Source organism: Methylovirgula sp. 4M-Z18 (assembly GCF_037890675.1).
Classification (GTDB): domain Bacteria; phylum Pseudomonadota; class Alphaproteobacteria; order Rhizobiales; family Beijerinckiaceae; genus 4M-Z18.
Window position 1 is genome coordinate 2679720 of record NZ_CP149574.1, and the last position, 25107, is coordinate 2704826.

Sequence of the window (25107 nt, forward strand, 5' to 3'; positions counted from 1 at the left end):
CAGATCGAGAAGAGATGAGGGCCAAATGCAGCGAAATTCTGATTCTCGCCCAGCGTTATGACTTCGGCGTTTTGCATTACCACGGATGCCGCCTATTTTCTGCCGGCTTTATGCGCCGCACACTCGATCCGGCGGCAGCCGGATGGCGATGGCCTTGACATCTTTGTGATCTGCCGCGCGGGCGAGGCGCCGCCCGGCATGCATTTGCGCGACGGCATCAATCTCATTTCGGTCGATCTCGACGACATGAGTCGCGGCGCGCCGACCGACGGGTTTTCCCCGGCGGTGTATCGCCGGCTGTTTCTCGATCGCGTGTTGCCCGCAGCGATCACGCGGATCGTGTCGCTTGATGCCGATATTCTCGTCGGCGCCGGCGGCCTGGCCGCCTTGCGCGATCTGGATCTACGCGGTTTTCCGCTCGCGGCCGCCTGCGACATGATCTTCCTCAAGCAATTCGGTGGCGGCGCCCTCGCACGCAATTTTGCCCTGCATCGGGCGAAACTCGGCCTTGCTCCGCAAACGCCGTACTTCAACAATGGCGTCACGGTGATCGACCGCCGCGCATGGGTCGCGCAAGGGATCGGCGACGCGGCATTGCGCTACGTTCTCGACCATCCGGCGGCGTGCAGCTTCCTGGAGCAGGACGGCCTCAACGCCGTTGTGAAAGGCAGATTTGCGCTTCTGTCGCCCCGTTACAATTTCATGGGCGACTTCTTTGCCCTTGATCTTGAGACGCTGCTGGACCCGATCGTCCGGCATTTTGTGACCCGTCCCAAACCATGGGAAATCGCCCCCTGGAACGGGCGCGACGATATTCCCGCGATCTATCGTGACTTTTTCGCTGACATCGGCGCATGGCCGGCGACCCCCGATCTTCCGGCGCTGCCGTCGGAGGACGATGTGAATTGGCGGCAGTTCCGAGCAAGGCTCCTCGACTGGCTCAAGGCACAGGATTTTGCCGACGGGTGGAAACTTCCCGAGCAGCAATAGGGCGCGCACATCGGCGCAAACGCTCTCGCAAGGTCATACGATGATGTCCGCCGACAAATCTGCGCCACTTCCCATTAGAAGTCGTATAGATTGGTTAACATCAAAATATATTTCGTAATGTTTCATAAAGACGAGCGTAATGATCCCTAAATCCTTGGCAAAGCGCGAAGCAAAAATACCCAGATATGACCATAATTCCCACATCTTATGATCACGTATGTAAATTATAGCTTCTCACACTCCCGGAAAGCGTCGGCAAATCTCAGATTTTTAGACGCGAATATTTGAGCGTGCCGAATGCTCCGAGGCAGCTTTGAAAGGAGGACGCCATGCGACGTCACATTATTGCGGCCGTATCCGCCGCAGCCTTGAGCTTGGGAACATTGTCGATTCCGGCCCCCGCTTCCGCCAATCCGGCGATTATCGCGGCCTGGATCGTGACTGCCGGCGTGGGCGGGCTGATGACCGGGGCCGTCGTCACGCACGCCAACCAGCCGACCACGGTCAATTATGTGGTGCCGGAACAGCAAGCTGAACAGCCTGTGGTCGTGCAGCCGCAACCGCAATGCCACGTCGCGCAAGAACGCGTGAACGGCGTTTGGCGCCAGGTTCGCATTTGCCAATAAGGGCGTTGGAAGCTGAGCCACGCGCGCGTCAGTGCGCGCGTTTCTCGGCCAAGATCTGCAAATAGCGCTGGACCACGCTGGCGGCGGCGATCGCCGTCATGTCGGCATGGTCATAGGGCGGCGAGACTTCCACCACATCCATCCCCCGCCAATCGAGATCCCGCAATTGCCACAGCGCGCCGAGTGCTTGCGCTGAGGAGAGACCGCCCGCGACGGGCGTGCCTGTGCCCGGCGCGAAAGCCGGATCAAGGCCATCGATATCGAACGTCAAGTAGCAGGGGCCTGACCCGACCCGCTCGCGGATCAGACCGGCAATCGCTTGCGGCCCGAGTTCGGCGCACTCCATGGCATGGACGACTTTGAAGCCGCAATCGCGCGGCGCCACGGTGCGGATGCCGACCTGAATGGATCGCTTGGCATCGATCAACCCTTCATTAGCCGCGATATTCATGAAACTGCCGTGGGTAATTGCGTCCGGGCCATCGTCCCACGTGTCCTGATGCGCATCAATCTGCACCACAGCCAGAGGCCCGTGCTTGGCGACATGCGCGCGCAGCAGCGGCAGGGTGATGAAATGATCGCCGCCAAGCGAGATGAGATGGACATCGCGGCTCAGAATGTCGCTTGCCTGCCGCTGAATGGCTTTCGGCACTTCCTGCGAGACGCCGCGCGGCAAAACGCAATCGCCATAATCGATCACCGCCATGTGGGCGAAAGGATCCTTGAACGACGGATATTGCGGATCGCCATCGAAAATCGGCGACGCGCGCCGAATCGCCGCCGGCCCGAAGCGGGTGCCCGGACGATTCGAGGTCGCACCGTCGAACGGGACACCCCAGATCGCGACATCGACACCGTCGAGCGACTTGGTAAAGCGGCGGCGCATGAAGGACAGAGCGCCCGCATAGGTCGGCTCCTCCGCTCCGCCCAGCATCGGGCCAGTGAAGGCATTGTCGATCGGAGAAGGTTCGCTCATGTGGTCCGCCCTGGTTGGCTCTTCGTATGGCTAGAGCATTTTCCAGAAAAGTTGTTCGACTTTTCGACTAAGAAAATGCGACAAAACAAAAAGTTAGAGCATTTTCCGGTTCTGAAAGAACGCAAAATGCGCTTAAGAGATGACAGTTCTATTTCACGACCGCGCCGATCCGCTCCAATGCCCAATCCACTTCATCTCGGGTGATGACAAGGGGCGGCGAAAAGCGAATCGTGTGGCCATGCGTGTCTTTAGCCAGAATGCCCCGGCCCGCCAATGTCTCGACGAAGCCCCGGGCGCCGCCGGCCTCGGCATGCAATTCGACCGCCAGCATCAGGCCGCGCCCGCGCGCCTCGCGGACGATGTTGGACCGCAAGTTGCGCAATCCTTCGAGGAAATACGCGCCCATCTTGGCGGCATTCTCGACCATGCCCTCCTCGACGAGCACGCGCAGCGCCGCGCGGGCGATGGCGCAGGCCAGCGGGTTGCCGCCAAAGGTCGAGCCGTGCTGGCCCGGCTGCAGTACCCCGAGCACTTCGGTGTTCGAAAGAACCGCCGAGACCGGATAGAAGCCGCCCGACAATGCCTTGCCGATCAGCGTGACATCGGCCTCGATCCCTTCATGCGCTTCGGCCAACAGCTTGCCGGTGCGGCCGAGGCCGGTCTGAATTTCGTCGAGGATCAGCACGATGTTCCGCTCGGTGCAGATCCGGCGCACGGCGGCGAAATAGCCAGGTGGCGGCAGAATGACGCCCGCCTCGCCCTGGATCGGCTCGACGAGCATGGCGACCGTCTGCGGTGTGATCGCCGCCTCGAACGCTTTGAGATCGCCGAACGGCACCATGACGAAACCCGGCGCGAAAGGGCCGAAGCCGCCGCGCGAGTCCGGATCCGAGGAAAAGCCGACGATCCCCAAGGTGCGGCCGTGGAAATTATCGGCGCAGACGATGATTTCCGCTTGGCCCTCGGGCACGCCCTTGACCTCGTAGCCCCATTTGCGCACCGCCTTGATCGCAGTTTCGACCGCTTCGGCGCCGGAATTCATCGGCAGAATCTTATGCGAGCCGGTCAGGGCCGCGAGTTCGCTGTAAAAATGCGCGAGCTGATCGTTGCGGAAGGCGCGCGACGTCAGCGTGATCTTCTGCGCCTGCTCGATCATCGCGGCGCGAATCTTCGGATGACTGTGCCCCTGGTTGACGGCCGAATAGGCGGCAAGACAATCAAGATAGCGATTGCCGTCGACATCCGTAACCCAGACGCCCTCGCCTTTGGTCAGAACCACATCGAGCGGATGATAATTATGCGCGCCCAACTCGTCTTCGACACGCACAAAATCGGCAGCGGCAAACGAACTCATCCTGCACCCCCGTCTGGAACGAAACTAGTTTAGCCCGTACGATATTCGACAGAAAGCTAGATTTGTGACAATTTGGCGCAATAAATTGTACATTTCGCCAGCTGAATTGGCGAAATGCTAGATGCGGAATCCAATCTCGTCCCCTGACGGCAACACGAGTCTCGACGATCTCCACTGGCGCAGCGCCCGGATGATCACGCGTTCGTGATCGACCCTTTTGAAACTCCCCGCCTGTCGCTCCGTAGCTGTTGGCATCCCGGTTCTTCGAGCCGGGCTCGACGCCCGACACAATGTACACGGAGAGATGTCATGAGTTTCAAACGCAAAATCGCCGTCCTCGCCCTGAACGCCTTCCTGAGCGGCGCCATGCTCGGCCTTGCCCCGGCCGCTCACGCCGCCACGGTGATGGTCGGCGGCGCGCCGATGTATCCGTCCCGGAACATCGTCGAAAATGCGGTCAATTCCAAGGATCACACGACATTAGTTGCGGCGGTGAAAGCGGCCGGCCTGGTCGATACGCTGGCGAGCCCCGGACCGTTTACGGTTTTCGCGCCGGTCAATCACGCGTTCGACGCCCTGCCCAAGGGGACCGTGTCGATGCTGCTGCAGCCCGAGAACAAGGCGACATTGACGCAGGTCCTGACCTATCACGTCGTCCCCGGCGCCTATACGGCGCAAGATCTGGCGCAGCGCGTCGATGAAGGTGGCGGCAAGGCGATGCTCAAGACCGTCGAAGGCGAAGAGCTGACGATTACGCGCATGGGCAAATCGCATCTTGCCGTCACCGATGCCAAGGGCGATGTTGCGCATATCACCATCGCCAATGTTATTCAGTCGAACGGCGTGATCCACGTGATCGACAAAGTGCTGATGCCGTAAGACTCCTTCACATCCGGCCGGCGCAGCGCGAGACGCGCTCCGCCGGCCATATTGCCAGAACGCGGATCATGCGTTCTTGATCATGCAGCATCTCGGATACGCTTGACGTGGACCTGACACTTCGCAGTTCCGATCACCTGATCGATCTTCTCGCGCGCACGGCGCGGCAGGATCGCGCGGCATTCGCTGTCCTGTACAAAGCAACCTCGGCGAAACTCATGGGCATTTGCTGGCACATTCTGGCGCGCCGCGACCTCGCCGAAGAATGCCTGCAGGAAGTCTATGTGAAGATATGGGAGCGTGCCGGCGATTACGACGCGGCCAAGGCCTCGCCGATCGCTTGGATGGCCGCGATCGCCCGCAACCGCGCGCTCGACGACGCGCGGAGGCGGCAAATCGGCATCGTCGAAAACGGCTCCGAAATGGAAGAGATCGCGGCGAACCTACCGCATCCACTCGAGACGATGGAACAGAGCGACGAACTGAAACGGCTTCTCTCGTGCCTCAATGGTCTTGAAGACGACAAGCGGGAGATGGTGCTTCTCGCCTATTATCGCGGCATGACGCGCGAGGCATTGGCGGCACGGTTCAACCGGCCGACGGCCACGATCAAAACCTGGCTCCATCGCAGCCTCGCCCAATTGAAAGGGTGCCTCGCCGCATGAGTGACCTCGACGATAAAGACGGCCTCGCCGCCGAATATGTTCTCGGGACGCTGAACGCCGCCGAGCGGAGCCGGATCGCCGCACAACGCCTGCACGATCCCGAACTCGATCGCGCCATTCTTTACTGGGAGAATCGTTTGCACCCGTTGAATGAAACCATTGCGCCGCAAACGCCCTCGGACGCGCTCTTCGCCAAGATCCTGCGCCGCATCGACGGCCTGCCGTCCCGTGACGAGGCGATCGTAAACCTCACCCGCCGCCTGCAACGCTGGCGTGCCGCTGCTATCGCGACGGCTGCAGTCGCGGCGATGTTGCTCGTGGCGGTCGGAGTACAGCGCCTCTGGCAAGCGCCCGCGCCGGGCAATTTCGTCGCTGTGCTGCAAAAGGATTCGCTCTCGCCCGCCTTTCTCGTGAGCGTCGATCTCACGCATCGCACTTTGTCGGTGCGGCCGGTGGCCGCACCGCCGCAGCCTGGCAAGAGCTACGAACTCTGGCTCGTTTCGGACAAGATCGGCGCGCCGCGATCCCTTGGCGTGATCGAGACTGCCGGCATCAAATCGGGCAAGGCGCTTGCGTCCTACGACGATGCGACGGTCGAGAGCGCGACACTCGCCGTGAGCCTTGAACCGGAGGGAGGGTCCAAGACCGGCCAAGTCACCGGCCCTGTCCTGTTCACCGGAAAGCTCATTCCGGCGACGCCGTAGAGCGAGCGTTAGATCTCCGGATCGAACAAGGGTTCCGGCCGGCCCGGGACATCCACTTGCATCGCGAAGAGGCCCCCCGAATAGGGCAGAGCCGTCAATTCTTCGGCCGGGCGCCCGGCGCTGGCGGTCGTGACGAACAGCGTGCGTAGATCCGATCCGCCGAAGGCCACCATGGTCGGGCATTGAGCCGGCAACGGATATTCGGCGAGAATCGTGCCGTCGGACGCAAAGCGCCGCACGCGCGCGCCCTCGTACAGCGCCGACCAATAACAGCCTTCGCTGTCGACGGCGGCGCCGTCCGGGCGCCCGCGATCAGTGCCCGTCGCCTGCCATTGCGCGAAGACCTGGCGATCCGAGAGATTGCCCGAAGCCGGATCGTAAGCATAGCGCCAGATGGTGAAACGCGGCGTATCGGAATGGTACATGAAGCGCCCGTCGGGCGAGAAGGCAACGCCGTTCGAGGTGAGCAGCCCGTCGACCACGGGCTTCAAGCCGTGGCGGTCGTAGCGATAGAGATGTGCCGTCCCGCCGGCCTTGATTTCGTCCAGCGTGCCGAGAATGAGCCGCCCAGCCGGATCGACGCGGCCGTCGTTGAACCGGTTCGTCTCATGGTTTTCCGGATTGTCGGCGAGCCGCACGGTCACCGCGCCTTGCGCATTGAGCAGGTAAATGCCGGAGCGCATGCCGGCGACGAAGCCGCCGCCTTTCACGAGGCCGACGCAGCCCGTCTCCTCATCCAACGGCACGATACGATGATCGCGCGTCGCCGGATCGAACCGGTGCAACGCCTTGCCCTTGATATCGAGGAAATAGAGCGCCTCTTCGCGCACCGACCAGACAGGGCTTTCGCCCAGGGCGGCTTTGGCATCGAGCGCGAGCGTGAAGGCAGCAGCGGACATGCGAAACTCCGGACGTTGAGGGGCGCGCGGATGATAGCGACTGCGAACGCCTTGGCTAGGCCCGGAAGAGGCTTAACCCGCCTTGGCCGCTTCCATCATCTTGACGAAGCGCAAGAACAAATAATGGCTGTCCTGCGGGCCGGGACTCGCCTCCGGGTGATGCTGCACCGAAAAGGCCGGGCGGTCGGTCAGGGCGATGCCGCAATTGGAGCCGTCGAAGAGCGACACATGGGTTTCGGTCGCATTGGCCGGCAAGGTCTCGCGGTTCACCGCGAAGCCGTGGTTCATCGACACAATCTCGACCTTGTCGGTGGTGAAATCCTTAACCGGATGATTGGCGCCGTGGTGTCCCTGGTGCATTTTCAGGGTCTTCGCGCCGACGGCGAGAGCCATCATCTGGTGGCCGAGACAGATGCCGAAGGTCGGCACCTTGCGCTCCAGCAGGGTTTGAATGACCGGTACAGCATATTTGCCGGTCTCCGCCGGATCGCCTGGCCCGTTCGACAGAAACACGCCATCCGGCTGCAGCGCCAGAATCTCGCCCGCGCTGGCCGTTGCCGGAACGACCGTGACCTTGCAGCCGGCAGCGGTCAGAAGCCGCAAAATATTCCGCTTCACACCGTAATCGATGGCGACCACATGATGCTTCGCCTCGCCGGCTCCGCCATACCCCTGCCCCAGATGCCAGGTCGCCTCATCCCAACCATAACGCTGGGCCGTCGTGACGTCGGGCACGAGATCCATGCCGTCGATGCCGGGCCAAGCCGCCGCTTCCTGCTTGAGCGCCGCCATGTGGAATTGGCCGTCCGGCGCGTGGGCGATCACCGCATTGGGCATGCCCTTTTCGCGGATCCGCGCGGTCAATGCCCTGGTATCGAGACCGGCCAGACCGATGATGCCGCGCGCCTTGAGCCATTGATCGAGGTGCCGCGTCGCGCGGAAGTTCGACGGATTGGTGATGTCCGCCTGCAGGATGCAACCGCGCACTCCGGACGCCGCGGCCATATTCACCGTTTCGATGTCTTCCTCATTGGTGCCGACGTTGCCGATATGCGGGAAGGTGAAGGTGATGATCTGCCCCGCATAGGACGGATCGGTCAGTATTTCCTCATAACCCGTCATAGCGGTATTGAAACAGACTTCGCCCACGGCCTGCCCGGTCGCGCCGATCCCGCGTCCTTCCAGAACCGTCCCATCGGACAGAACGAGAACCGCGGTCGCGGTGGTTTCTTCCCACGCGGGCGCGGGTTTAGCTTGAATGGCAGTCATGGTGGCTTTACATCCTGTTTCCGGCTCGGCGCCGGGTCATTTGGGCCGCAAAATATGGTGGCAAAACCGATCGGGCAAGCCGAAAGATTGAGGAATTGATATGCGTGAACAAATAATGGCCTCCCTGAAGGACGCGATGAAGGCTGGTGACAAGCTCAAGGTCGAGACCCTGCGGATGGTGACTTCGGCCCTGAAAAACCGCGACATCGAACTGCGGGCCGAAGGCAAGACGGTGTCGGCGGAGGAAGAACTCGCCCTGTTGCAAAAGCTGGTGAAAAGCCGCGGCGAATCGCTCGACATGTACGAAAAGGCCGGCCGCCAGGATCTCGCGGATAAGGAAAAGGCGGAAATCGCCATCATCAAGGCATTCCTCCCCGAGGAACTGGGCCCGGCGGAGACGGAAGCCGCGATCAAGGCCGCGATCGCGGAAACCGGCGCCGCCAGCATGAAGGACATGGGCAAGGTGATCGCGGCTTTGCGCGCGAAATATACCGGCCGGATGGATTTCGCCAAAGTGAGCGGCCTAGTGAAAGCGGCGCTCGCCGGCTGATACGGAAAGGTGCCCGCATCCGGCAGCGGGCAGGACGAGAAATTCCGACCATCGGACCGGGCGCTGCCGTCGCAGCCCCGGTAGCTTTAAAGCCACCACGCCAATTCGCCGACTGAATATCTGATCTTTCCCGGCAGCGCTTTTCAAGTCCGGCGCCAGCGTGTATGCCAGCTCACAATCTTACTGGTCTGTAATTTCTTCTGGAGGGTCTGTGCGGATCACGATCATTGGTACGGGCTATGTCGGCCTGGTGAGCGGCACCTGCCTAGCTGACGTCGGCAACGACGTGTTGTGTCTCGACGTCAATCCGGAGAAAATCGGCATTCTGCAAGCGGGCGGCATTCCGATTTACGAGCCCGGGCTGCAGGAAATGGTCAAGCGTAACGTGGTAGCCGGCCGCCTGAAGTTTACGACCGATGTGGCGGAGGCCGTGCGGCACGGCACCATTCAGTTCGTCGCGGTAGGAACCCCGCCCGACGAGGACGGTTCGGCCGACCTGCAATATGTGCTCGGCGCCGCCCGGAATATCGGGCGCCTGATGACCGATTATAAAGTCATCGTCGACAAGAGCACCGTTCCGGTCGGCACCGGCGACAAAGTCCGTGCCGCGGTGGCGGACGAATTGCAGAAGCGCGGCGCGAGCGTGCCGTTCAGCGTCGTCTCGAACCCCGAATTCCTCAAGGAAGGCGCGGCGGTCGAAGATTTCATGCGTCCCAACCGGATCGTCATCGGTGCCGAGGACGAGCGTTCGAGCCAGCTCATGCGCGCGCTTTATGCGCCGTTCCAGCGCAACCACGAACGCATCATCGTGACGGATGTCAGGAGCGCTGAGCTCATCAAATATGCCGCCAATGCGATGCTGGCGACCCGCATCAGCTTCATGAACGAGCTTGCCAATCTCGCCGAAGTGCTGGGTGCCGACATCGAACTCGTGCGCCAGGGCATCGGTTCGGATCCACGCATCGGCTACCACTTCCTTTATCCCGGCTGCGGCTATGGCGGATCGTGCTTTCCCAAGGACGTCAAAGCCTTGATCAAGACGGCCAAGGACGACGGCGGCATCGATCTCAAGGTGCTGGCGGCGGTGGAAGAGGCCAACGACCTGCAAAAGCATGTGCTGGCGCGGAAACTCAAGCGCAAATTCGGCGATTTGCGCGGCAAGCATTTCGCGCTGTGGGGGCTCGCCTTCAAGCCCAATACCGACGACATGCGCGAAGCGCCGAGCCGCGCATTGATCGAAGATCTATTTGCCATGGGCGCCACGGTCACCGCTTACGATCCGGTGGCAATGCACGAAACGCAGCGCATTTATCGCGATGAGGCGCGTCTGCGCTATGCCGATACCCCCATGGGCGCGCTGAATGACGCCGATGCGCTGATTATCGCGACGGAATGGAAAGAATTCCGCAGTCCGGATTTCGACGCCATCAAAAGCAGCCTCAAAACTCCGATGATCTTTGACGGCCGCAATCTCTACGAGCCTAAAGTGGTTCAAGAGGCCGGGATCGAATATTTTGCCATTGGTCGGGGGGTGCAATGAAACGCATATTGGTGACGGGAGGCGCCGGCTTTCTCGGCTCGCACCTGTGCGAACGCCTGATCGCGGCCGGACACGACGTGTTGTGCGTCGACAATTATTTCACCGGCAGCAAGAATAATATCGCACATTTGTTGAGCCACCCGCATTTCGAACTCATGCGGCACGATGTGACCTTCCCGCTCTACGTGGAGGTCGATCAGATCTACAATCTCGCCTGCCCCGCCTCGCCGGTGCACTATCAATACGATCCCGTGCAGACGACGAAAACCAGCGTGCACGGCGCGATCAACATGCTCGGCCTCGCTAAAAGGGTGAAGGCGCGCATTTTGCAAGCCTCGACCTCTGAGGTCTATGGCGACCCGGAAGTGCATCCCCAGCACGAAAGCTATTGGGGCAAGGTCAACCCGATCGGCATCCGCTCCTGCTACGACGAAGGCAAGCGCTGCGCCGAAACGCTGTTTTTCGACTATTGGCGGCAGCATCGGCTGCAGATCAAGGTCATGCGCATCTTCAACACCTACGGTCCGCGCATGCATCCGAACGACGGCCGCGTGGTGAGCAATTTCATCGTGCAGGCGCTGCGTGGCGAAGACATCACGATCTACGGCGACGGTTCGCAGACGCGCAGTTTCTGCTACGTCGACGACCTGATCGAGGGCATGATCCGGCTGATGGAAAGCCCGGAGGAGACCACCGGCCCGATCAACATCGGCAATCCCGGCGAGTTCACCATTCTCGCGCTTGCCGAACATGTCATCCGTCTCATCGGCAGCAAGTCAAAAATCATTCGCCTGCCCCTGCCCCAGGACGATCCGAAACAGCGCCAGCCCGACATTACGCAGGCGCAGAAACTCCTGCAGTGGCAACCGACGGTCGAGCTGGAGAACGGTCTGAAGCGGACCATCGACTATTTCCGGAGCATCGTCGCGTGATCAATGCGGACGCTCATAAGCTGGTCATCATCACGCCGGTTTACGAGGATTTCGAAGCCTCGGGAAAGCTCTTCGCGGAGCTCCACCGATTGTTCGGCGATACGGTCTATGTGGTTGCCATCGACGATGGCTCGGTGCGCCAGCCGTTGACGATCGACCACCTGGCCAAGAACGGGTTCGCCGGCTCGCTGATCTCGCTGCGGCGCAATGTCGGTCATCAAAAGGCAATCGCCATCGGCCTGAGCTATGCGGCCAAGCATATGCGCGACGATCAATTTGCCGTCGTCATGGATTCCGATGGCGAAGACGTTCCCGCCTCGATCGAGGCGCTGCTTCGGGCTATCGACGCGGATCACGTAGACGTGGTCGTCGCGCGCCGCAAGAGCCGCGTCGAATCGCTGCGGTTCAAAGCCTTCTACGCAATCTATAAACGCATTTTCCATCTCCTCTCCGGACGCGAAATCAGCTTCGGCAATTTCATGGCCCTGCGCGCGCGCAGCGTCCAGCGGCTTGCGGCGATGAGCGAAACTTGGATCCACGTGGCCGGCGCGGTCCTCGCCTCGAAATTGCGGGTGAGCTTTTGCCCGCTCGATCGTGGGGCCCGCTATGCCGGCCGCAGCAAAATGAACTTTGTCGGCCTCGTCCTGCACGGTCTGCGCGGGCTGATGGTTTTCGCCGAAGACGTGCTGGTGCGCGTCGGCATCGCTTGCGCCTTCATCGGCGGATTGTCGATCTTCGGCGGCGCGCTCACGCTGCTCCTCAAGCTGCTGGGATACGCGACACCGGGCTGGGCATCGCTCTCCGTCGGTCTTCTGGTGCTGGTGTTCTTGCAGACCGGCACTTTGGCGCTCATGACGCTGATGCAGACGGGAGCGAACCGGAACGACTTGATCGTTAAAGAGGGAGCCTATCAGGATTTCGTCGCATCGGTAACGTTGACACCATGATGCAGAGACAAACCGATGTCCGATGATGCAAAGCGTGCCGAAATCGCACGGATAGGCAGGTACATCATCAACGGCCTGTTCGCGGCGGGGGTCAATTACGGCGTGTTGAAATTCAATTTGCTCGTTCTTGGCGTTCAATCCGTTTGGGTCGCCGGCTTCATCGCCAACGTGTTCGGCATCGCGGTCTCCTTCATCGGCTCGCGCTATTTCGTCTTCGAGGGCGCGCACGCGCCTTGGGGCGAGCAAGCGATGCGTTTCCTGACTTTGTACGGTGTGATCGCCTGCCTGTGCTCGCTCGTTTATTTCCTTGTGGTCGATCGCGCACATTACAGTGTCGAAATCGGCTTTGTTCTCCAGACGGCGCTGCAGGTGGCTTGCAGCTACATTGGCAATAAGAAATTGGTGTTCAGTACATGAAGCTTCTGAAAGCGCTCCTCCTCCTGGTGCTCTTCACACTCATTCTCCTGGCGACCTACGTCATTCACGTCCTCTTCTTCAAAGTGAATGTCGTCTTCTATAGCGCCATTCTCGACGGATTCATCGCCGCCTTCATCACATGCGCCCTCACCGCGCTGCTCCCACATTTCAAAACCTACAACGGGTTTGAAAAGACGCTGTTCGTCGCCATCTGGCTCCTGCTCGGCTATTGCTTTGCCATTTCCGTACCGACCGTCATCGACCGCTCACTCTCCTTCTACATTCTCGAAAAGCTGCAGCAGCGCGGCGGCGGGATTCTGGAAAACCGCTTCGCCGATGTTTTCACCAAGGAATATATGGTGGAGGACCGGTTGGTCGACGTGCGGCTGACCGAACAATTGGAATCCGGCACGATCGAAATCAAGAACGGCTGCGTACTATTGACGCCGCGCGGACGCTTCATAGCGACCTTGAGCCGGGCGTTTCGGCAGAATCTCCTGCCCAAGCAGCGGCTGCTGATGGGACAATATTCAGACGTCCTGACTGATCCGTTCAAGGACAGCACCGCCAACGTCGATTACAAATGCTCCGGCAGCTAAGCCGGAGCCGTTTCACGCCGTCTGCCTGGGCGCGGGAATGGGTGAGCATCACGGAACTGAACAAAGCGCGCATTCCGCGCGATTTCGTGTCGGAGCGCGAGATGACCATCGATCCCGTCGCTTTGACTGCCGCGTATCACGCGGCGATCAATGCGCTCGATTTCGAGATGGTCGACGGCTTCTTCGCCGCCAATGTCGTCTATCATTCGGATGGGATCGGCTCGCTATATGGACGAGCCTCCGTCATGTCGTCCTTTAAATCTTATTTCGAACGGTTTGCGGATCAGACCGCGACTGACGAGAAGATCGAACAGATGGATCCACGCGCCGCTCGCGCGATCTGGACGCTCACCGCCACCGATACAAGCACCGGAGAGCCTATCCAGCGCCGCGGCGAGGAAATCGTCACCTTCGACGAGGCCGGCACGATCATAAAAGTCTATGTCGTGGACTATTAGGTCGTGGTGACTTTAAAGGGAAGCATATCGGCAATGTTGGGAGCCGGACCACGTACTTGTAGCTCACGGTCCAGTACGATTCCGCCAGAAAACAATTTGCTTTAAACGCGCATTTCCCTCGCGCGGCGCTCGATCTCAGCGCCATCGAGCGGGATTTCGTCCAAGAACCCTCTCGGCGTGAATTGGGCGAGCCGCACGATGACCTCTTCGCTATATTCGCGCCACGACTTAAAATGCAGGGTGACGGCCTCTTCGGCAAGCCGCTTGCGATAAACGTCGTCACTCATCTTGTGGATGGCATCGGCAATCGCATGCGGATTGCGCACATCGACGGTCAGGCATCCGCCGGAGCGCGCGACCTCGACCATGGCGCCGAAATCGGCGCAGACACATGGTTTGCCAAACCATAGACTCTCGAGAATGGGTAAGCCAAACCCTTCTTCCACCGATGGATAGATTGTGTAGTCGCACTCATCGTAAAGCTCGCGCAAGCGCACATCGTCCGCATGCATCTCCCAGACGATCGACGGTTCGCGCGCGACGATATGCGTGATCTTTTCGGTGAGTTCGGGAACGCAGTCACGGCCGGCAATGACGAGGGTCATCGGCACATTGCTGCTACTCTTTGCCGCAAGAAAGGCTTCAATCATCGCAAGATGATTTTTGCGATGCTCGACCGTCCCGACACTCAGGATCGTCAAAGGCGCGCCGGCGGGTTTCGCATGAATCGTCGTCACGCGTTCGCTTTCGGCAAACTCGCCGGGAAGAACCGCTACTTTGATGGTCTCGCGCGCCTTCTGCGACCGTCCGGACATCGTCGCCAGATCATGGATGAAATCGCGCCGGCTGAAATCCGAAATCGACAGAAGCAGATCATAACCGCTGAGGACACCCATATATTCGTAATGGGCCCGCGAGAAATGCTCGGGGTAAATCTCTCGCATCTTCCAGGGAATGGCGTCATAGAACACCGCCATCGCCTTCAATCCGTGATCATGCACATAGGTGAGAACGTGCTCCTGCTCCATCGTACTGAGATGCAACGGCAACTCCGGCATGATGAACCAGCCTCGGCTGTCGCGCGGTTCCGGCTCGATCCATTCATGCCATTGCTCTGGCGCCGGTCCGTTCCAGTGCGCCAAAAATTCATATTCTTCGTCGGAAACCGGCTGCAATTGGCCCGCTTTTTTGTCCCATTTGACCGCGATGACCTTGGCGCCCAAATCCATGAGATTGCGCGCCAATTGTCGTGCAACACGCTGAATGCCCGTGTTCTTCGGGAAATCGACGGTGCCGTCCATCCAAAAATAGATGGGGCCGAGCGCCGCGAGCGGATGCTCCTCGCGATCGAGCCGCGCACTCGCCAATCGCGCATAGTCGGCCCAAGATGAAATGGGACGGGTGATCGCGGCGACCTCCAGCTTGTGGCGCAGTTCCGGCGTGTCGATCAAGGAAACGAGCGCATCGTGCAGCCGCGCCTCGTCACGCACATCGACCATCAGGCAGCCGCCCTCGCGGGCGACTTCCGCCATGGCACCGAAATCCGCGCAGACACAAGGTTTCGCATACCAGAGGCTTTCGAGAATCGGCAGACCGAAGCCCTCTTCCAGCGACGGAAAGGCGGTGAAGGCGCAAGTCCGGTAAAGATGGTCCAGTTCTTCATCCGAAATATGCCCCAGATAGCTGATCGCCGCATCCTCGGCCTGCGCCCGCATGATTTCTGCATGCACATCCGGATGCAGATTGCCGACGAGTTGCAAACGCCAGGGGCTCTCAGGATGCGCGCGCCGATAGGTTTGGAAGGCGCGAACCAGCGCCAGCTGATTCTTGCGTGGCTCGATCGATCCGACGCTCAAAATAAGCGGATCGCTCGGCGCGATCTCGGTGATGCGGGCACGGCGCGACGAGCCGCCCGGCAAAGGAAATGTCGTCACTTCGGGAATGACCTGATCGGCCTCATCGCCGCGCGTCGCCCAAAAGCTCAGCAGATCGGCCTTCGACCAATCGGAGTTGGGCCAGATCACATCCGCCTTCCGCAAATCCTGCATGTATTTGCGATGGATGCCTGCCACGTGTTCAAGTTCGAGCCGGCGCAGCGGAATGGCGTCGTGAAAGACAAAGCTCGAGCGCAATCCAAACGTGCGCGCCCACTGAATGAGCCTGTCGGTTAAGGGTTGCGGATGCGGCGTCATGTGCGTCACTTCCGGCACGATCAACCAATTGTTGGCGCCATAGCTCGTTCGCGGCACGGGAACGGCTGGCGCTCCGGCGGGCGGGTAAATATCGTCCTCATCGCCGGTGACTTCGGGGCCGTTCCAGCGGGCAAAGTCATCGCGCTCGTCCTGGTCAAGAAAAACGCAACGCTGCAACGCCCAATCCCACTTCACGAAGCGGACCCGCTCCCCGATTTGCATCAGCCCGGCAGCGAGCCCGCGCGCCACCCGTTGAATGCCGGTATTGACGTCGCAGCGCACCGTGTGATCGACAAAAACGTAGAGCGTTCGCTTGCCCTTGGGCCGCGGCGTAGCATAGGGCTCCGCCGGCAGAATCTCGACGTCGACCGTATCGGGACGCGCCGCGATCGGGCGCGATTTTTCCTGATCCGCGCGCAGCTTCGTTTCGGCAGCGTTACGCTCCTGGATGAAGCGGAGGCGCGCGGGAATCCGCCACGGCGTCACGGCCCACCAGGCCGCTTTCACGCCGCGCCGCGCATAAAGACGCGTGCCCGGCGGAGATGTTTCGACGAGGCGGCGCAACGGCGCAGTCGCGCGCCAAAAATTTGACGACAAGACGCCTTGGTAATTCGCCTCGGCCTCGTTCGCCCGCTGCTGCATCTGCGCCAATGCCACATCCCGCGCCAGAATCGTGCGGCGCAACTCTCTGACCTGCTCCGCATAACGCGTCGCGCGACGCAGAGCGTCATCGCGGCTCTTGGCCTGTTGCTCGCTCTCGCGGGCATGTTTCGCTTCCGCTTCCGCAAGCTGGCGTTCGGCTTGCGCCAGCGCATCCGCTTGCGCCTGGATGACCGCGTGATGCTTGATCAAGGCCTCTTCTTGCCAAACCTCCGATGCCCGGCGGAACCCGTCCAGGACATTTGGCTGCGCGGCAAAGGCGGGACGCAAATCAGAATGCTCGGCGGCCAAATAATACCGGTTGAGCCCATCGAAATAGACCTTGTCGTAGCCGCCTGCGAGAATGGCGGCCTCCCATTCTTGCGACCGGTCCCGGTGGTCGATGGGATCGAGCGCTTCGACCACGATGATCCACGGGCGAAAGCGCTGAAAATCGAGCCCGGCAAGAACCTCCTTTTCGGCCCCTTCGACATCGATTTTCAGAAAGTGAATCGCCGGCGGATTACATTGTCCAAAGATGGAATCGAGGCTCCGCCTTTCGACCTCGACTTTCAGGGCTTCGCCCTTTTGCACATACTCTTCGCCGATCGTGCGATCCGACGTCGCCCAGCCGCGTGTCTTCGTCTCATAAAATGAACCTGAACCGTCCTCCGCCCCCACCGCAACCTGCAGATTGATGTCGCGCGGCCGCTCCGATTGAAGGCGGGTGAAATACTCGGACACGGGCTCGATGTTGATGCCGCGCCAGCCGCGGTCATAAAATAGCTTCGTGACCGAATCTTCTTGCGGATCGTTGGCCCCCACATCGACATAAAAGCCCGCGTCGATATGTTTGAGCGCGCGCCACAAAAGGATGTCTTCGTGATTTTGCGCGTATGAGATCATTGCCATTGAAACTCGTCTCTACAAATCTTTTTCCAGCCGCCTGACAAAGTGCGCAGTTCCGCACGCTCGAATCTTTGTCGTGCACACATCAACATCCACGCCAATCACTCCAGCCGACGCCCCGTGAAGTCTTGTAATATTGTAATGTCAATCGAATATGTCTTCAGTTTGACTCCCTGCGAAGGGCGACATGGATGTCATGGAACGCCGCGCCGCCGAAGGGCGCGATCGGGTCGCTCCCCGTCAAGGTATTGATGCCGCGGCCATCTTCATAGGCCGCGTTCGGCCATATTCCTTCCGCAACCAGCACGCCGCGCGGCAGTCCGGCGAAGAATTTGGCGTGCAGGCGCACTTCGCCGCGCCGGTTGGCGAGAATGACGCGATCGCCGTCGCCGATGCCGAGCGCCGCTGCATCGTCCGGATGAACCATCACATCCGGGCGCCGCTCTTGCCGCAACGACGTGGGCGTTTCGGTGAACGTGCTGTTGAGGAAATTGCGCGCCGGCGATGTCGTCAGTTTGAACGGATAGGCTTCGGTCGCCGCTTCGTTCACCGCCCAATGGTCGGGCAGCGTCGGCATCTCTTGCCATGGCCCCATCAGGCCGTCGTTGCTGAAGGGAACCTTGGCCCAGACCGGCTTGAAACGGAATTTGCCGTCCGGCCAGCCGAACCCGGTCAGATAATGGGCCTGCTCGAATTTCGGCTGACAATCGATCCATTTGGAGGCTTCGAGGTTGGCAAGCGTGCCCCAACCAGACTTCTGCAGCGTCTCATCGACAATCTCGCGCGGGCTCATGTCAAAGCCCGGATGGCTCGCGCCGACCCGTTGGGCCAGATCGCAAATGACCTCGTGGTTGCTGCGGCATTCGGCCGGTGCGTCGATTAGCTTGCCGCCGAAGGCAATGTGCTGGTGACCGCCGCCGGAATAAATGTCGTCATGCTCGAGGAACATGGTCGCCGGCAAGACGATATCCGCCATTTTCGCCGTGTCGGTCATGAATTGCTCATGCACGGCGACGAAGAGATCCTCGCGGGCGAAGCCCTGTTTCACCAGCGTCTGATCGGGCGCGACCGAGACCGGATTGGTGTTCTGGATCAGCATGGCCTTGACCGGCGGCCCGCCTTTCAGCGCCCCCGGATCCCCGGTCAGGATCGCGCCGATGCGCGACTGGTCGAGCATGCGGACCGAACGGTCCAATCGATCGAGCCCCTCGTTCAGGCTCGTCCGCCAATGGAAGATGCCACTGTTGCTGTGAAAGGCGCCGCCGCCCTCATGCTGCCAGGCGCCCGTCACCGCGGCGACGCAGCTTGCCGCATGCATGTTCACGACGCCATTGCGCTGCCGCGAAAATCCGTAGCCGAGGCGGAAGAACGTCTTCTTGGTCGTCCCGACCAGCGTGGCGAACGCCTCGATCTCGTCAACGCTCAGGCCGGTGATCGCCGATGCCCATTGTGGGTCTCGCGTGGTGAGGTGCTGCTGCAGTTCGCGCGGTGCGTCGGTGAATTTCTCAAGATAATCCCAATCCGCGAGCCCGTCGCGAAACAGCACGTGCATGACCGCGCAGGCGAGCGCGCCATCGGTGCCGGGCCGCAGAATCAACTTCAGGTCGGCCTGCTTCATGGTCGGCGTCTCATAGACGTCGATCACGACGATCCTGGCGCCCCGCTCCTTGCGGGCCCTTGTGGCGTGGGTCATCACATTGACCTGGGTTGCCACCGCATTGGTGCCCCAGATGACCACGCAATCGGACTTCGCCATTTCGCGCGGATCCGGCCCGCGCAAAAAGCCCGTTCCGGCGATATAGCCGGGCCACGCGCCATTAACGCAGATCGTGCCGAAGAACCGCGAATATTTCTTCACGTGGGTCAGGCGGTTGATGCCATCGCGCATCACTCGGCCCATCGTGCCGGCATAATAATAAGGCCAGACAGATTCCGCCCCGAAGTCGCGCTCGGCCGCATGGAACCGCTCGGCAATGGTAGCCATCGCCTCGTCCCAACCGATCCGCTCGAATTGGCCCGAGCCTTTCGGCCCAATGCGCTTCATCGGGTACAATAGGCGGTCCGGATGGTGGATACGCTCCGCATAGCGAGCCACTTTGGCGCAGATCACACCCGCCGTATAAGTCTGATCCTCGGCGCCATGCACCCGCCCGATCCGCTGGCCGTCGATGACCTCGACCTCGAGCGAACAGGCCGAAGGGCAATCGTGCGGGCAGACCGACGGGCGGCGGGTGATCTTGGCTTGGACGTTCATGCGAGCCTCAACTCTTCCTGATATATTATCCTGATCAGTTTTCGTCTGAGAAGACCAATTGAAGTTTCTGATGAGTTCTAACTCGCTATGTTATTGTTGTATTCCGGAATGCGGCCGTGATGCATATGGCCGCTGAGCTAAACCGGCTTATGCGGCGCGGACAAAAATATAGCCAACCGATGCCCTCAGCATCTCAGCTCAAGCGCCCCTCCACCCACACGCTCGCAATCTATGGAAAACGCACTGCGCCTTCCATAAAAAACGCCGCCCGCAATGCGGACGGCGGTTCTATACCACGAAACGGTATCAGCCTTAGCCGACGATCTCGTTGCCAGCGAACCACTGCGCGATTTCGACCGCGGCGGTCTCGGGCGCGTCCGAACCATGGACGGAGTTTTCGCCCATGTTGAGCGCGAATTCCTTGCGGATCGTCCCGGCGTCGGCCTTCTCCGGATTGGTCGCGCCCATCACCTCGCGATAGCGGGCAATAGCGTTCTCGCCTTCGAGAACCTGGACCACGACCGGCGCAGCGCTCATCTGCTCCACCAGCTCACCGAAGAACGGGCGCTCTTTGTGCACGGCGTAGAAGGTTTCGGCCTGGGTGCGGGTCATGTGAACCCGCTTCTGCGCCACGACGCGCAGGCCTGCCGCCTCGATCTTGGCATTGATCGCGCCGGTCAGATTGCGGCGGGTGGCGTCGGGCTTGATGATCGAGAACGTGCGCTGAGTGGTCATGCAGGATCCATTGGTTGGAGCAAAAGGCCGAACGAACGTTCGGACCGGAAAGGGTGCGGCTATATAGCTGCGCATCGGCAAGATCGCAAGCAAAGGGGCGGCCGAAAGCCGCGAGCGCCATCGTTTTGGTGAAGTTCCAGGGCGTCCGTCCCTTCGGCGTGACGGACGGCGGCGCCGATGAGCTTGGTCAGCGCCAGAGGAACGATCGCGACGGCTGGGCCGATGGCCAAATCCTCAGCGGGCGTTGTCCCTCCCCGCCCATTGAACAACAGTACTAGAATAGCATACAAAAATACACAGAATTAATATCTTAAACAAACTTATTAATGTAAAAATTCAACACTTCACCGGCCGAATTACGCATTTCGCGCGAGACCTGAGGAGAAGAAACCCGACCACCTATCCCGTCGCGCCTCCCCGCCTGCACCAAGGCCTTGCCTTCCGCGGCCCGGCGCGTCAAAAGCTCGCTCATGCTGATCCTCTCCGACATCACCTACCGACTCGGGCCGCGCCTGTTGTTCGACAAGGCCTCCGCCGCCATTCCCGCCCGAGCCCGCGTGGGGTTTGTCGGCCGGAACGGTGCCGGCAAGACCACGTTGTTCAACATGATTTCCGGTGACCTGTCGCCCGAGAGTGGCGAAGCGACACCGCCCAAGGGCCTGCGTCTCGGCCGGGTCGAGCAGGAAGCGCCCGGCGGCCCGCAGACCCTGATCTCCTTCGTCCTCGATGCCGACAAGGAGCGCAAGGCGCTGCTGGCGGAAGCCGAGACGGCCAAGGATCCGCACCGGATTTCCGAGATCCAATTGCGCCTCGTCGATATCGATGCCCATTCCGCGCCGGCCCGCGCGGCCGCCATCCTGGACGGTCTCGGCTTCGATCATGACGCGCAGCAGCGCAGCCTGTCGGAATTTTCGGGCGGCTGGCGTATGCGTGTCGCCCTCGCCGCGGTGCTGTTCTCGGCGCCCGACCTGCTGCTGCTCGACGAACCGACCAATTACCTCGATCTCGAAGGCACGCTCTGGCTCATCGATTATCTGGCCCATTATCCGGCGACCGTTCTGGTGATCTCGCATGATCGCGACCTGCTCGACGCGGTGTGCGACCACATCCTGCATCTCGATCAGGGCCGCCTCACCCTGTGGCGCGGCAATTATACCCAGTTCGCCCAACTGCGCGCCGAACAGCAGGCGCTCCTGGTCAAGGCGAAAAAGAAGCAGGACGATCACCGCAAGCACCTGCAGGATTTCGTCGACCGTTTCAAGGCGAAAGCCTCCAAGGCCCGGCAGGCGCAATCGCGCGTCAAGATGCTCGCCAAGATGGAGAATATCGATCTCATCGTCGATCAGGACGTGCTGCCGTTCCACTTCCCCTCGCCGGCCAAGCCGCTCTCGCCGCCCATCGTCACGATGGACGGCGCAAGCGCCGGCTATGGCGAGCGCAAGGTCCTGTCCCATCTCAATCTGTTCATTTCGGATGACGACCGGATCGGCCTTCTGGGCTCCAACGGCAACGGCAAATCAACGCTCGCCAAATTGATCGCCGGCCGCCTTGAGGCGATGGGCGGCAAGATCGTCCGCGCGACGAAGCTCGATGTCGGCTTTTTCGCCCAGCACCAGATCGACGATCTCGACACCTCCGGCACGCCCTACAGCCATATCGCGCCACTGATGAAGGATCAGAGCGAGGCGCGCATCCGCACCCGGGCGGCGCAGATGGGATTTCAGGGCCAGAAGGCAGACACGCCGATCACCCAGCTTTCGGGCGGCGAAAAAGCCCGGCTGCTGATGGGCCTCGCGACCTTCCACGGGCCGCAATTGCTGATCATGGACGAACCGACCAACCACCTCGACATCGATAGCCGCTCTGCCCTAATCGAGGCGATCAACGCCTATCAGGGTGCGATCATCCTCGTTTCGCACGACCGCTATCTGCTTGATGCCTGCGCCGACCGCCTGTGGCTGGTGGCGGGCGGCACCTGCAAGCCCTTCGACGGCGACATGGACGATTACAAAAAGATCGTCCTGAGCAAGTCCGAACCCGCCGGCAATGGCAGAAAGACGAAACCGGAGGCCGGGCGCAACGCAGAGCCGGACGAGACGGCGCGCCGGGACAATGTCTTGTCGAATAGGGAATTAGGTGCGCTCCGCCGCAAGCTCGCCGCGCTGGAAGAGCGGATCGCGAAATTCGAGACGCTGCGGGGCAAGATCGACGCGGCGCTGGCGGAGCCGGAAACCTTCGTCAAAGAGCCGGCAAAAGCAGCGGAACTCTCGCGTCAGCGCGCCGAACTCGACAAGGCGCTGGCGGCCGCGGAAGAGGAATGGCTGCTGGTCAGCGCTGAACTAGAGGGCGTTTCCTAACGCTTTCTAAAGATTTCGATACATGCAACCGCCTTATTGAATCGTATTGCAATAATATAATTTTCCAAAAATCGCGCGCCTTGCCCGATTGACGCCCAATTTGCTGTCTACAAAAAGGGCACATGGATTGTATTCGCGGTTCCCACTCGTCGCGAATTGGCAAGAAATGGCCTAAAAACGGGGGTATTTCCTTCTTGAGGCCTGATCCATATCCCTCGCGACGCACGGCATCGGTGGGAATGCTATGCGAATGTTTGCACTGCCGCCTTGGCGGGTGCTTGTGATGAGGCTGCCTGCAGCCCCGATCCGCTAACCCTACGATCGACGCTTCGAAGCAAGAATACGATGTTCGATAGTCCATACGCAGAGAGGTCTTGCGGCCGTAGGTTCATTTCTCCCAGCCAAAATTGGAGGTTACTGTGTGCGGAATTGCCGGCCAGTATCAATTTGGCGCGCAAGACGCGTCGCCAGCAGATTTAGAACGTGTGAGCCTGCATCAACGCTCGCGCGGCCCCGATGCCCGCGGCATCTTCAGCATCAACAATATGGCGCTCGCCCACCGGCGGCTTAAGATTTTCGATCTCAGCGAGCGGGCGGCGCAGCCCATGGTCGATCATGGCTTGGGCCTCGCCCTCACCTTCAACGGCGAAATTTACAACTTCCTCGAATTGCGGCGCGAACTCGAAGGGCTCGGTTACGTTTTCGTTTCCGACAGCGATACCGAAGTCGTGTTGAAAGCCTTTCACGCCTGGGGCAAGGCCTGCATCCGACGTTTCAACGGCATGTTCGCCTTCGCCATCTGGGATTGGGAAACCGAAAAGCTCGTCTTGGCGCGCGACCGCATGGGCATCAAGCCACTGTACTACACCAAGAAAGCCGACACGTTCGAATTTGCGTCGTCGCTGCCGGCGTTGCTGCAATTCAAGGGGATCGACACGTCGATCGACCGCGACGCCCTGTATTATTATTTGACCTTTCACGCAGTGCCTGAACCGCTGACCCTGCTCGCCGGCATCCGCAAACTGCCGCCGGCGACGATTTTGACCATCGATCCCGACGGCACGCGGCACGAAGAAACCTATTGGCGCCTGCAGATCAACGAGGAACGGGCCGATCACACGCTCACCGTCAAGGATTGGCTCGCCGCCACCGAGGAAACCTTGTCCAAGGCAACGCAGCGCCAGCTCGCGGCAGACGTGCCGACCGGCATCCTGCTCTCGGGCGGCCTCGACTCGTCCTTGCTCGTTGCGCTCGCGGCGCAGCGCAACAGCGCGGACCTGAAGACCTTCGCCATCGGTTTCGAGGAGGTGAACGGCCAGTCGGGCGACGAATTCGTTTATTCCGATCTGGTGGCCGAGCATTTCGGCACGGATCACACGCAGATTTTCGTACCCAATACGGATTTGAACGAAGCGCTTGCCGATTGCGTGAGCGCGATGTCGGAGCCGATGGTGAGCCACGACAATATCGGCTTTTATCTCCTGTCGCACGAGGTTGCAAAACACGTGAAAGTCGCGCTCTCGGGCCAGGGCGCCGACGAGATCTTCGCCGGCTACCATTGGTTCGAGAAGCTGGAGCAGGAACCGCCTGGACCGGCCCAGCGGTCGGCGCAAACGATCGCCGACACGGTCGCCGATCGCAGCTATGGGGAATACAAGCGTCTCGTCTCGCCGCATTTCCACAGCAACGAACATTCCGGCACGTTCCTCGAAAGCCTTGCGACGGCGAACGGCTCGCCCCATCCGATCGACAATCTCCTGGCCTACGAGAGCACCTTCGCGATGGCGAACGGGCCGCTCAGCCGCGTCGACAATATGACGATGGCCGCCGGGCTCGAGGCGCGCGTGCCGTTCCTCGACGACAAGGTGGTCGACCTCGCCGCGAGCATGCCGCTCGGGTACAAAATGGCGGATGGCGGCAAGGCGATCCTGAAGCGCCTCGGCCGCAAGCTTCTACCGAAGGCTGTCGTCGATCGCCCCAAGGGCTATTTCCCGGTTCCGGCCTTGAACCAGGTGCAGGGCAGAACGCTGTCGATGTTGCGCGGTGTGCTGTCGATCGACAACATTCGCAAGCGCGGCATTTTCAACGCGTCGGCGGTACAGAACCTTCTCGACAACCCGCTCACCCAACTGACGCCGGCCGGCGCCTCGAAACTCTGGCAAGTCGGTCTGCTCGAATATTGGCTGCAACGCCAGGGCGTTTGAGCCGAAAAGTTC

22 protein-coding genes are annotated in these 25107 nt (G+C 60.6%); 14 read left to right on the forward strand and 8 right to left on the reverse strand.

Annotation, left to right across the window (positions count from 1 at the left end; translation table 11 throughout):
* Positions 1–57 precede the first annotated feature (57 nt).
* The gene (locus tag V9T28_RS12435) at positions 58–990 is read left to right on the forward strand and encodes a glycosyltransferase family 8 protein (RefSeq protein ID WP_116399258.1); all 933 of its coding nucleotides are present in this window, start codon (positions 58–60) and stop codon (positions 988–990) included.
* Between the two features lie 329 nt (positions 991–1319).
* A complete protein-coding gene (locus tag V9T28_RS12440) occupies positions 1320–1616 on the forward strand; it encodes a hypothetical protein (protein ID WP_116399259.1) in 297 nt (98 codons plus the stop codon).
* A gap of 28 nt (positions 1617–1644) precedes the next feature.
* Here V9T28_RS12440 and speB read toward each other — a convergent pair whose 3' ends face one another.
* Together speB and rocD are read right to left on the reverse strand one after the other, a co-directional pair.
* Entirely contained in the window at positions 1645–2592 is a 948-nt protein-coding gene (gene speB, locus V9T28_RS12445; protein WP_116399260.1) for an agmatinase, read from the reverse strand.
* A gap of 148 nt (positions 2593–2740) precedes the next feature.
* Positions 2741–3946 carry an ornithine--oxo-acid transaminase gene (gene rocD, locus V9T28_RS12450; RefSeq protein WP_116399261.1) on the reverse strand — a complete coding sequence of 402 codons (1206 nt, stop codon included), beginning with the start codon at positions 3944–3946 and terminating at the stop codon, positions 2741–2743.
* A 309-nt stretch (positions 3947–4255) separates the two neighbouring features.
* Between rocD and V9T28_RS12455 the strand changes: the two genes are divergently transcribed.
* The 3 genes from V9T28_RS12455 to V9T28_RS12465 all read left to right on the forward strand — a co-directional run bounded on the left by V9T28_RS12455 (position 4256) and on the right by V9T28_RS12465 (position 6194).
* Positions 4256–4825: a fasciclin domain-containing protein gene (locus V9T28_RS12455; RefSeq protein WP_199499969.1), complete on the forward strand. Its 570-nt coding sequence runs from the start codon at positions 4256–4258 to the stop codon at positions 4823–4825.
* A gap of 107 nt (positions 4826–4932) precedes the next feature.
* Complete coding sequence (locus V9T28_RS12460; protein WP_245423893.1) at positions 4933–5490, forward strand: sigma-70 family RNA polymerase sigma factor; 558 nt, start codon at positions 4933–4935, stop codon at positions 5488–5490.
* Complete coding sequence (locus V9T28_RS12465; protein WP_116399262.1) at positions 5487–6194, forward strand: anti-sigma factor; 708 nt, start codon at positions 5487–5489, stop codon at positions 6192–6194. The genes V9T28_RS12460 and V9T28_RS12465 overlap by 4 nt, the downstream gene beginning before the upstream one ends.
* 8 nt (positions 6195–6202) lie before the next feature.
* On the opposite strand, the gene V9T28_RS12470 is transcribed toward V9T28_RS12465, so the two are convergent.
* On the reverse strand, positions 6203–7093 hold the full coding sequence (locus V9T28_RS12470; protein WP_116399263.1) for an SMP-30/gluconolactonase/LRE family protein: 891 nt from the start codon (positions 7091–7093) through the stop codon (positions 6203–6205).
* A 72-nt stretch (positions 7094–7165) separates the two neighbouring features.
* Positions 7166–8362, reverse strand: a complete 1197-nt coding sequence (gene carA / locus V9T28_RS12475; RefSeq protein ID WP_116399264.1) for a glutamine-hydrolyzing carbamoyl-phosphate synthase small subunit — start codon at positions 8360–8362, stop codon at positions 7166–7168.
* Between the two features lie 100 nt (positions 8363–8462).
* Between carA and V9T28_RS12480 the strand changes: the two genes are divergently transcribed.
* From V9T28_RS12480 to V9T28_RS12510, 7 genes are all read left to right on the forward strand, one after another.
* Positions 8463–8912: a GatB/YqeY domain-containing protein gene (locus V9T28_RS12480; RefSeq protein WP_116399265.1), complete on the forward strand. Its 450-nt coding sequence runs from the start codon at positions 8463–8465 to the stop codon at positions 8910–8912.
* Positions 8913–9123: 211 nt separating this feature from the next.
* Positions 9124–10452, forward strand: a complete 1329-nt coding sequence (locus tag V9T28_RS12485; protein ID WP_116399266.1) for a UDP-glucose dehydrogenase family protein — start codon at positions 9124–9126, stop codon at positions 10450–10452.
* On the forward strand, positions 10449–11384 hold the full coding sequence (locus V9T28_RS12490; RefSeq protein ID WP_116399267.1) for a UDP-glucuronic acid decarboxylase family protein: 936 nt from the start codon (positions 10449–10451) through the stop codon (positions 11382–11384). Before V9T28_RS12485 ends, V9T28_RS12490 begins: the two co-directional genes overlap by 4 nt.
* Positions 11381–12331, forward strand: coding sequence for a glycosyltransferase (locus V9T28_RS12495; protein ID WP_199499971.1), 951 nt, complete (start codon positions 11381–11383; stop codon positions 12329–12331). Before V9T28_RS12490 ends, V9T28_RS12495 begins: the two co-directional genes overlap by 4 nt.
* 15 nt (positions 12332–12346) lie before the next feature.
* Complete coding sequence (locus V9T28_RS12500) at positions 12347–12748, forward strand: GtrA family protein (protein ID WP_116399268.1); 402 nt, start codon at positions 12347–12349, stop codon at positions 12746–12748.
* Positions 12745–13347, forward strand: a complete 603-nt coding sequence (locus tag V9T28_RS12505; RefSeq protein ID WP_116399269.1) for a hypothetical protein — start codon at positions 12745–12747, stop codon at positions 13345–13347. The genes V9T28_RS12500 and V9T28_RS12505 overlap by 4 nt, the downstream gene beginning before the upstream one ends.
* A gap of 41 nt (positions 13348–13388) precedes the next feature.
* Positions 13389–13805: a nuclear transport factor 2 family protein gene (locus tag V9T28_RS12510; RefSeq protein ID WP_245423895.1), complete on the forward strand. Its 417-nt coding sequence runs from the start codon at positions 13389–13391 to the stop codon at positions 13803–13805.
* 101 nt (positions 13806–13906) lie between these two features.
* Here V9T28_RS12510 and V9T28_RS12515 read toward each other — a convergent pair whose 3' ends face one another.
* The 4 genes from V9T28_RS12515 to V9T28_RS12530 form a co-directional block, all read right to left on the reverse strand.
* The gene (locus V9T28_RS12515) at positions 13907–17548 is read right to left on the reverse strand and encodes an FkbM family methyltransferase (RefSeq protein ID WP_116399270.1); all 3642 of its coding nucleotides are present in this window, start codon (positions 17546–17548) and stop codon (positions 13907–13909) included.
* Between the two features lie 157 nt (positions 17549–17705).
* On the reverse strand, positions 17706–19799 hold the full coding sequence (locus tag V9T28_RS12520) for a molybdopterin-containing oxidoreductase family protein (RefSeq protein ID WP_116399271.1): 2094 nt from the start codon (positions 19797–19799) through the stop codon (positions 17706–17708).
* 312 nt (positions 19800–20111) lie between these two features.
* Positions 20112–20534, reverse strand: a complete 423-nt coding sequence (gene ndk / locus V9T28_RS12525; RefSeq protein ID WP_116399272.1) for a nucleoside-diphosphate kinase — start codon at positions 20532–20534, stop codon at positions 20112–20114.
* Between the two features lie 310 nt (positions 20535–20844).
* On the reverse strand, positions 20845–21006 hold the full coding sequence (locus V9T28_RS12530) for a hypothetical protein (protein WP_158554708.1): 162 nt from the start codon (positions 21004–21006) through the stop codon (positions 20845–20847).
* Here V9T28_RS12530 and V9T28_RS12535 point away from each other — a divergent pair.
* Positions 21005–22891, forward strand: a complete 1887-nt coding sequence (locus V9T28_RS12535; protein ID WP_116399274.1) for an ABC-F family ATP-binding cassette domain-containing protein — start codon at positions 21005–21007, stop codon at positions 22889–22891. The two genes, V9T28_RS12530 and V9T28_RS12535, sit on opposite strands and share 2 nt — an antisense overlap.
* Before the next feature lie 419 nt (positions 22892–23310).
* Positions 23311–25095, forward strand: coding sequence for an N-acetylglutaminylglutamine amidotransferase (locus tag V9T28_RS12540; RefSeq protein ID WP_116399275.1), 1785 nt, complete (start codon positions 23311–23313; stop codon positions 25093–25095).
* Positions 25096–25107: the final 12 nt, after the last annotated feature.

What these genes read in the sequence shown, in the direction of transcription:
- V9T28_RS12520 (WP_116399271.1), bottom strand. Translation starts at nt 19,799, where the DNA reads ATGAACGTCCAAGCCAAGATCACCCGCCGCCCGTCGGTCTGCCCGCAC.
- V9T28_RS12435 (WP_116399258.1), top strand. Translation starts at nt 58, where the DNA reads ATGACTTCGGCGTTTTGCATTACCACGGATGCCGCCTATTTTCTGCCG.
- V9T28_RS12505 (WP_116399269.1), top strand. Translation starts at nt 12,745, where the DNA reads ATGAAGCTTCTGAAAGCGCTCCTCCTCCTGGTGCTCTTCACACTCATT.
- V9T28_RS12470 (WP_116399263.1), bottom strand. Translation starts at nt 7,093, where the DNA reads ATGTCCGCTGCTGCCTTCACGCTCGCGCTCGATGCCAAAGCCGCCCTG.
- V9T28_RS12535 (WP_116399274.1), top strand. Translation starts at nt 21,005, where the DNA reads ATGCTGATCCTCTCCGACATCACCTACCGACTCGGGCCGCGCCTGTTG.
- V9T28_RS12440 (WP_116399259.1), top strand. Translation starts at nt 1,320, where the DNA reads ATGCGACGTCACATTATTGCGGCCGTATCCGCCGCAGCCTTGAGCTTG.
- V9T28_RS12480 (WP_116399265.1), top strand. Translation starts at nt 8,463, where the DNA reads ATGCGTGAACAAATAATGGCCTCCCTGAAGGACGCGATGAAGGCTGGT.
- carA (WP_116399264.1), bottom strand. Translation starts at nt 8,362, where the DNA reads ATGACTGCCATTCAAGCTAAACCCGCGCCCGCGTGGGAAGAAACCACC.
- speB (WP_116399260.1), bottom strand. Translation starts at nt 2,592, where the DNA reads ATGAGCGAACCTTCTCCGATCGACAATGCCTTCACTGGCCCGATGCTG.
- rocD (WP_116399261.1), bottom strand. Translation starts at nt 3,946, where the DNA reads ATGAGTTCGTTTGCCGCTGCCGATTTTGTGCGTGTCGAAGACGAGTTG.
- V9T28_RS12515 (WP_116399270.1), bottom strand. Translation starts at nt 17,548, where the DNA reads ATGGCAATGATCTCATACGCGCAAAATCACGAAGACATCCTTTTGTGG.
- V9T28_RS12490 (WP_116399267.1), top strand. Translation starts at nt 10,449, where the DNA reads ATGAAACGCATATTGGTGACGGGAGGCGCCGGCTTTCTCGGCTCGCAC.
- V9T28_RS12465 (WP_116399262.1), top strand. Translation starts at nt 5,487, where the DNA reads ATGAGTGACCTCGACGATAAAGACGGCCTCGCCGCCGAATATGTTCTC.
- V9T28_RS12455 (WP_199499969.1), top strand. Translation starts at nt 4,256, where the DNA reads ATGAGTTTCAAACGCAAAATCGCCGTCCTCGCCCTGAACGCCTTCCTG.
- ndk (WP_116399272.1), bottom strand. Translation starts at nt 20,534, where the DNA reads ATGACCACTCAGCGCACGTTCTCGATCATCAAGCCCGACGCCACCCGC.
- V9T28_RS12500 (WP_116399268.1), top strand. Translation starts at nt 12,347, where the DNA reads ATGTCCGATGATGCAAAGCGTGCCGAAATCGCACGGATAGGCAGGTAC.
- V9T28_RS12530 (WP_158554708.1), bottom strand. Translation starts at nt 21,006, where the DNA reads ATGAGCGAGCTTTTGACGCGCCGGGCCGCGGAAGGCAAGGCCTTGGTG.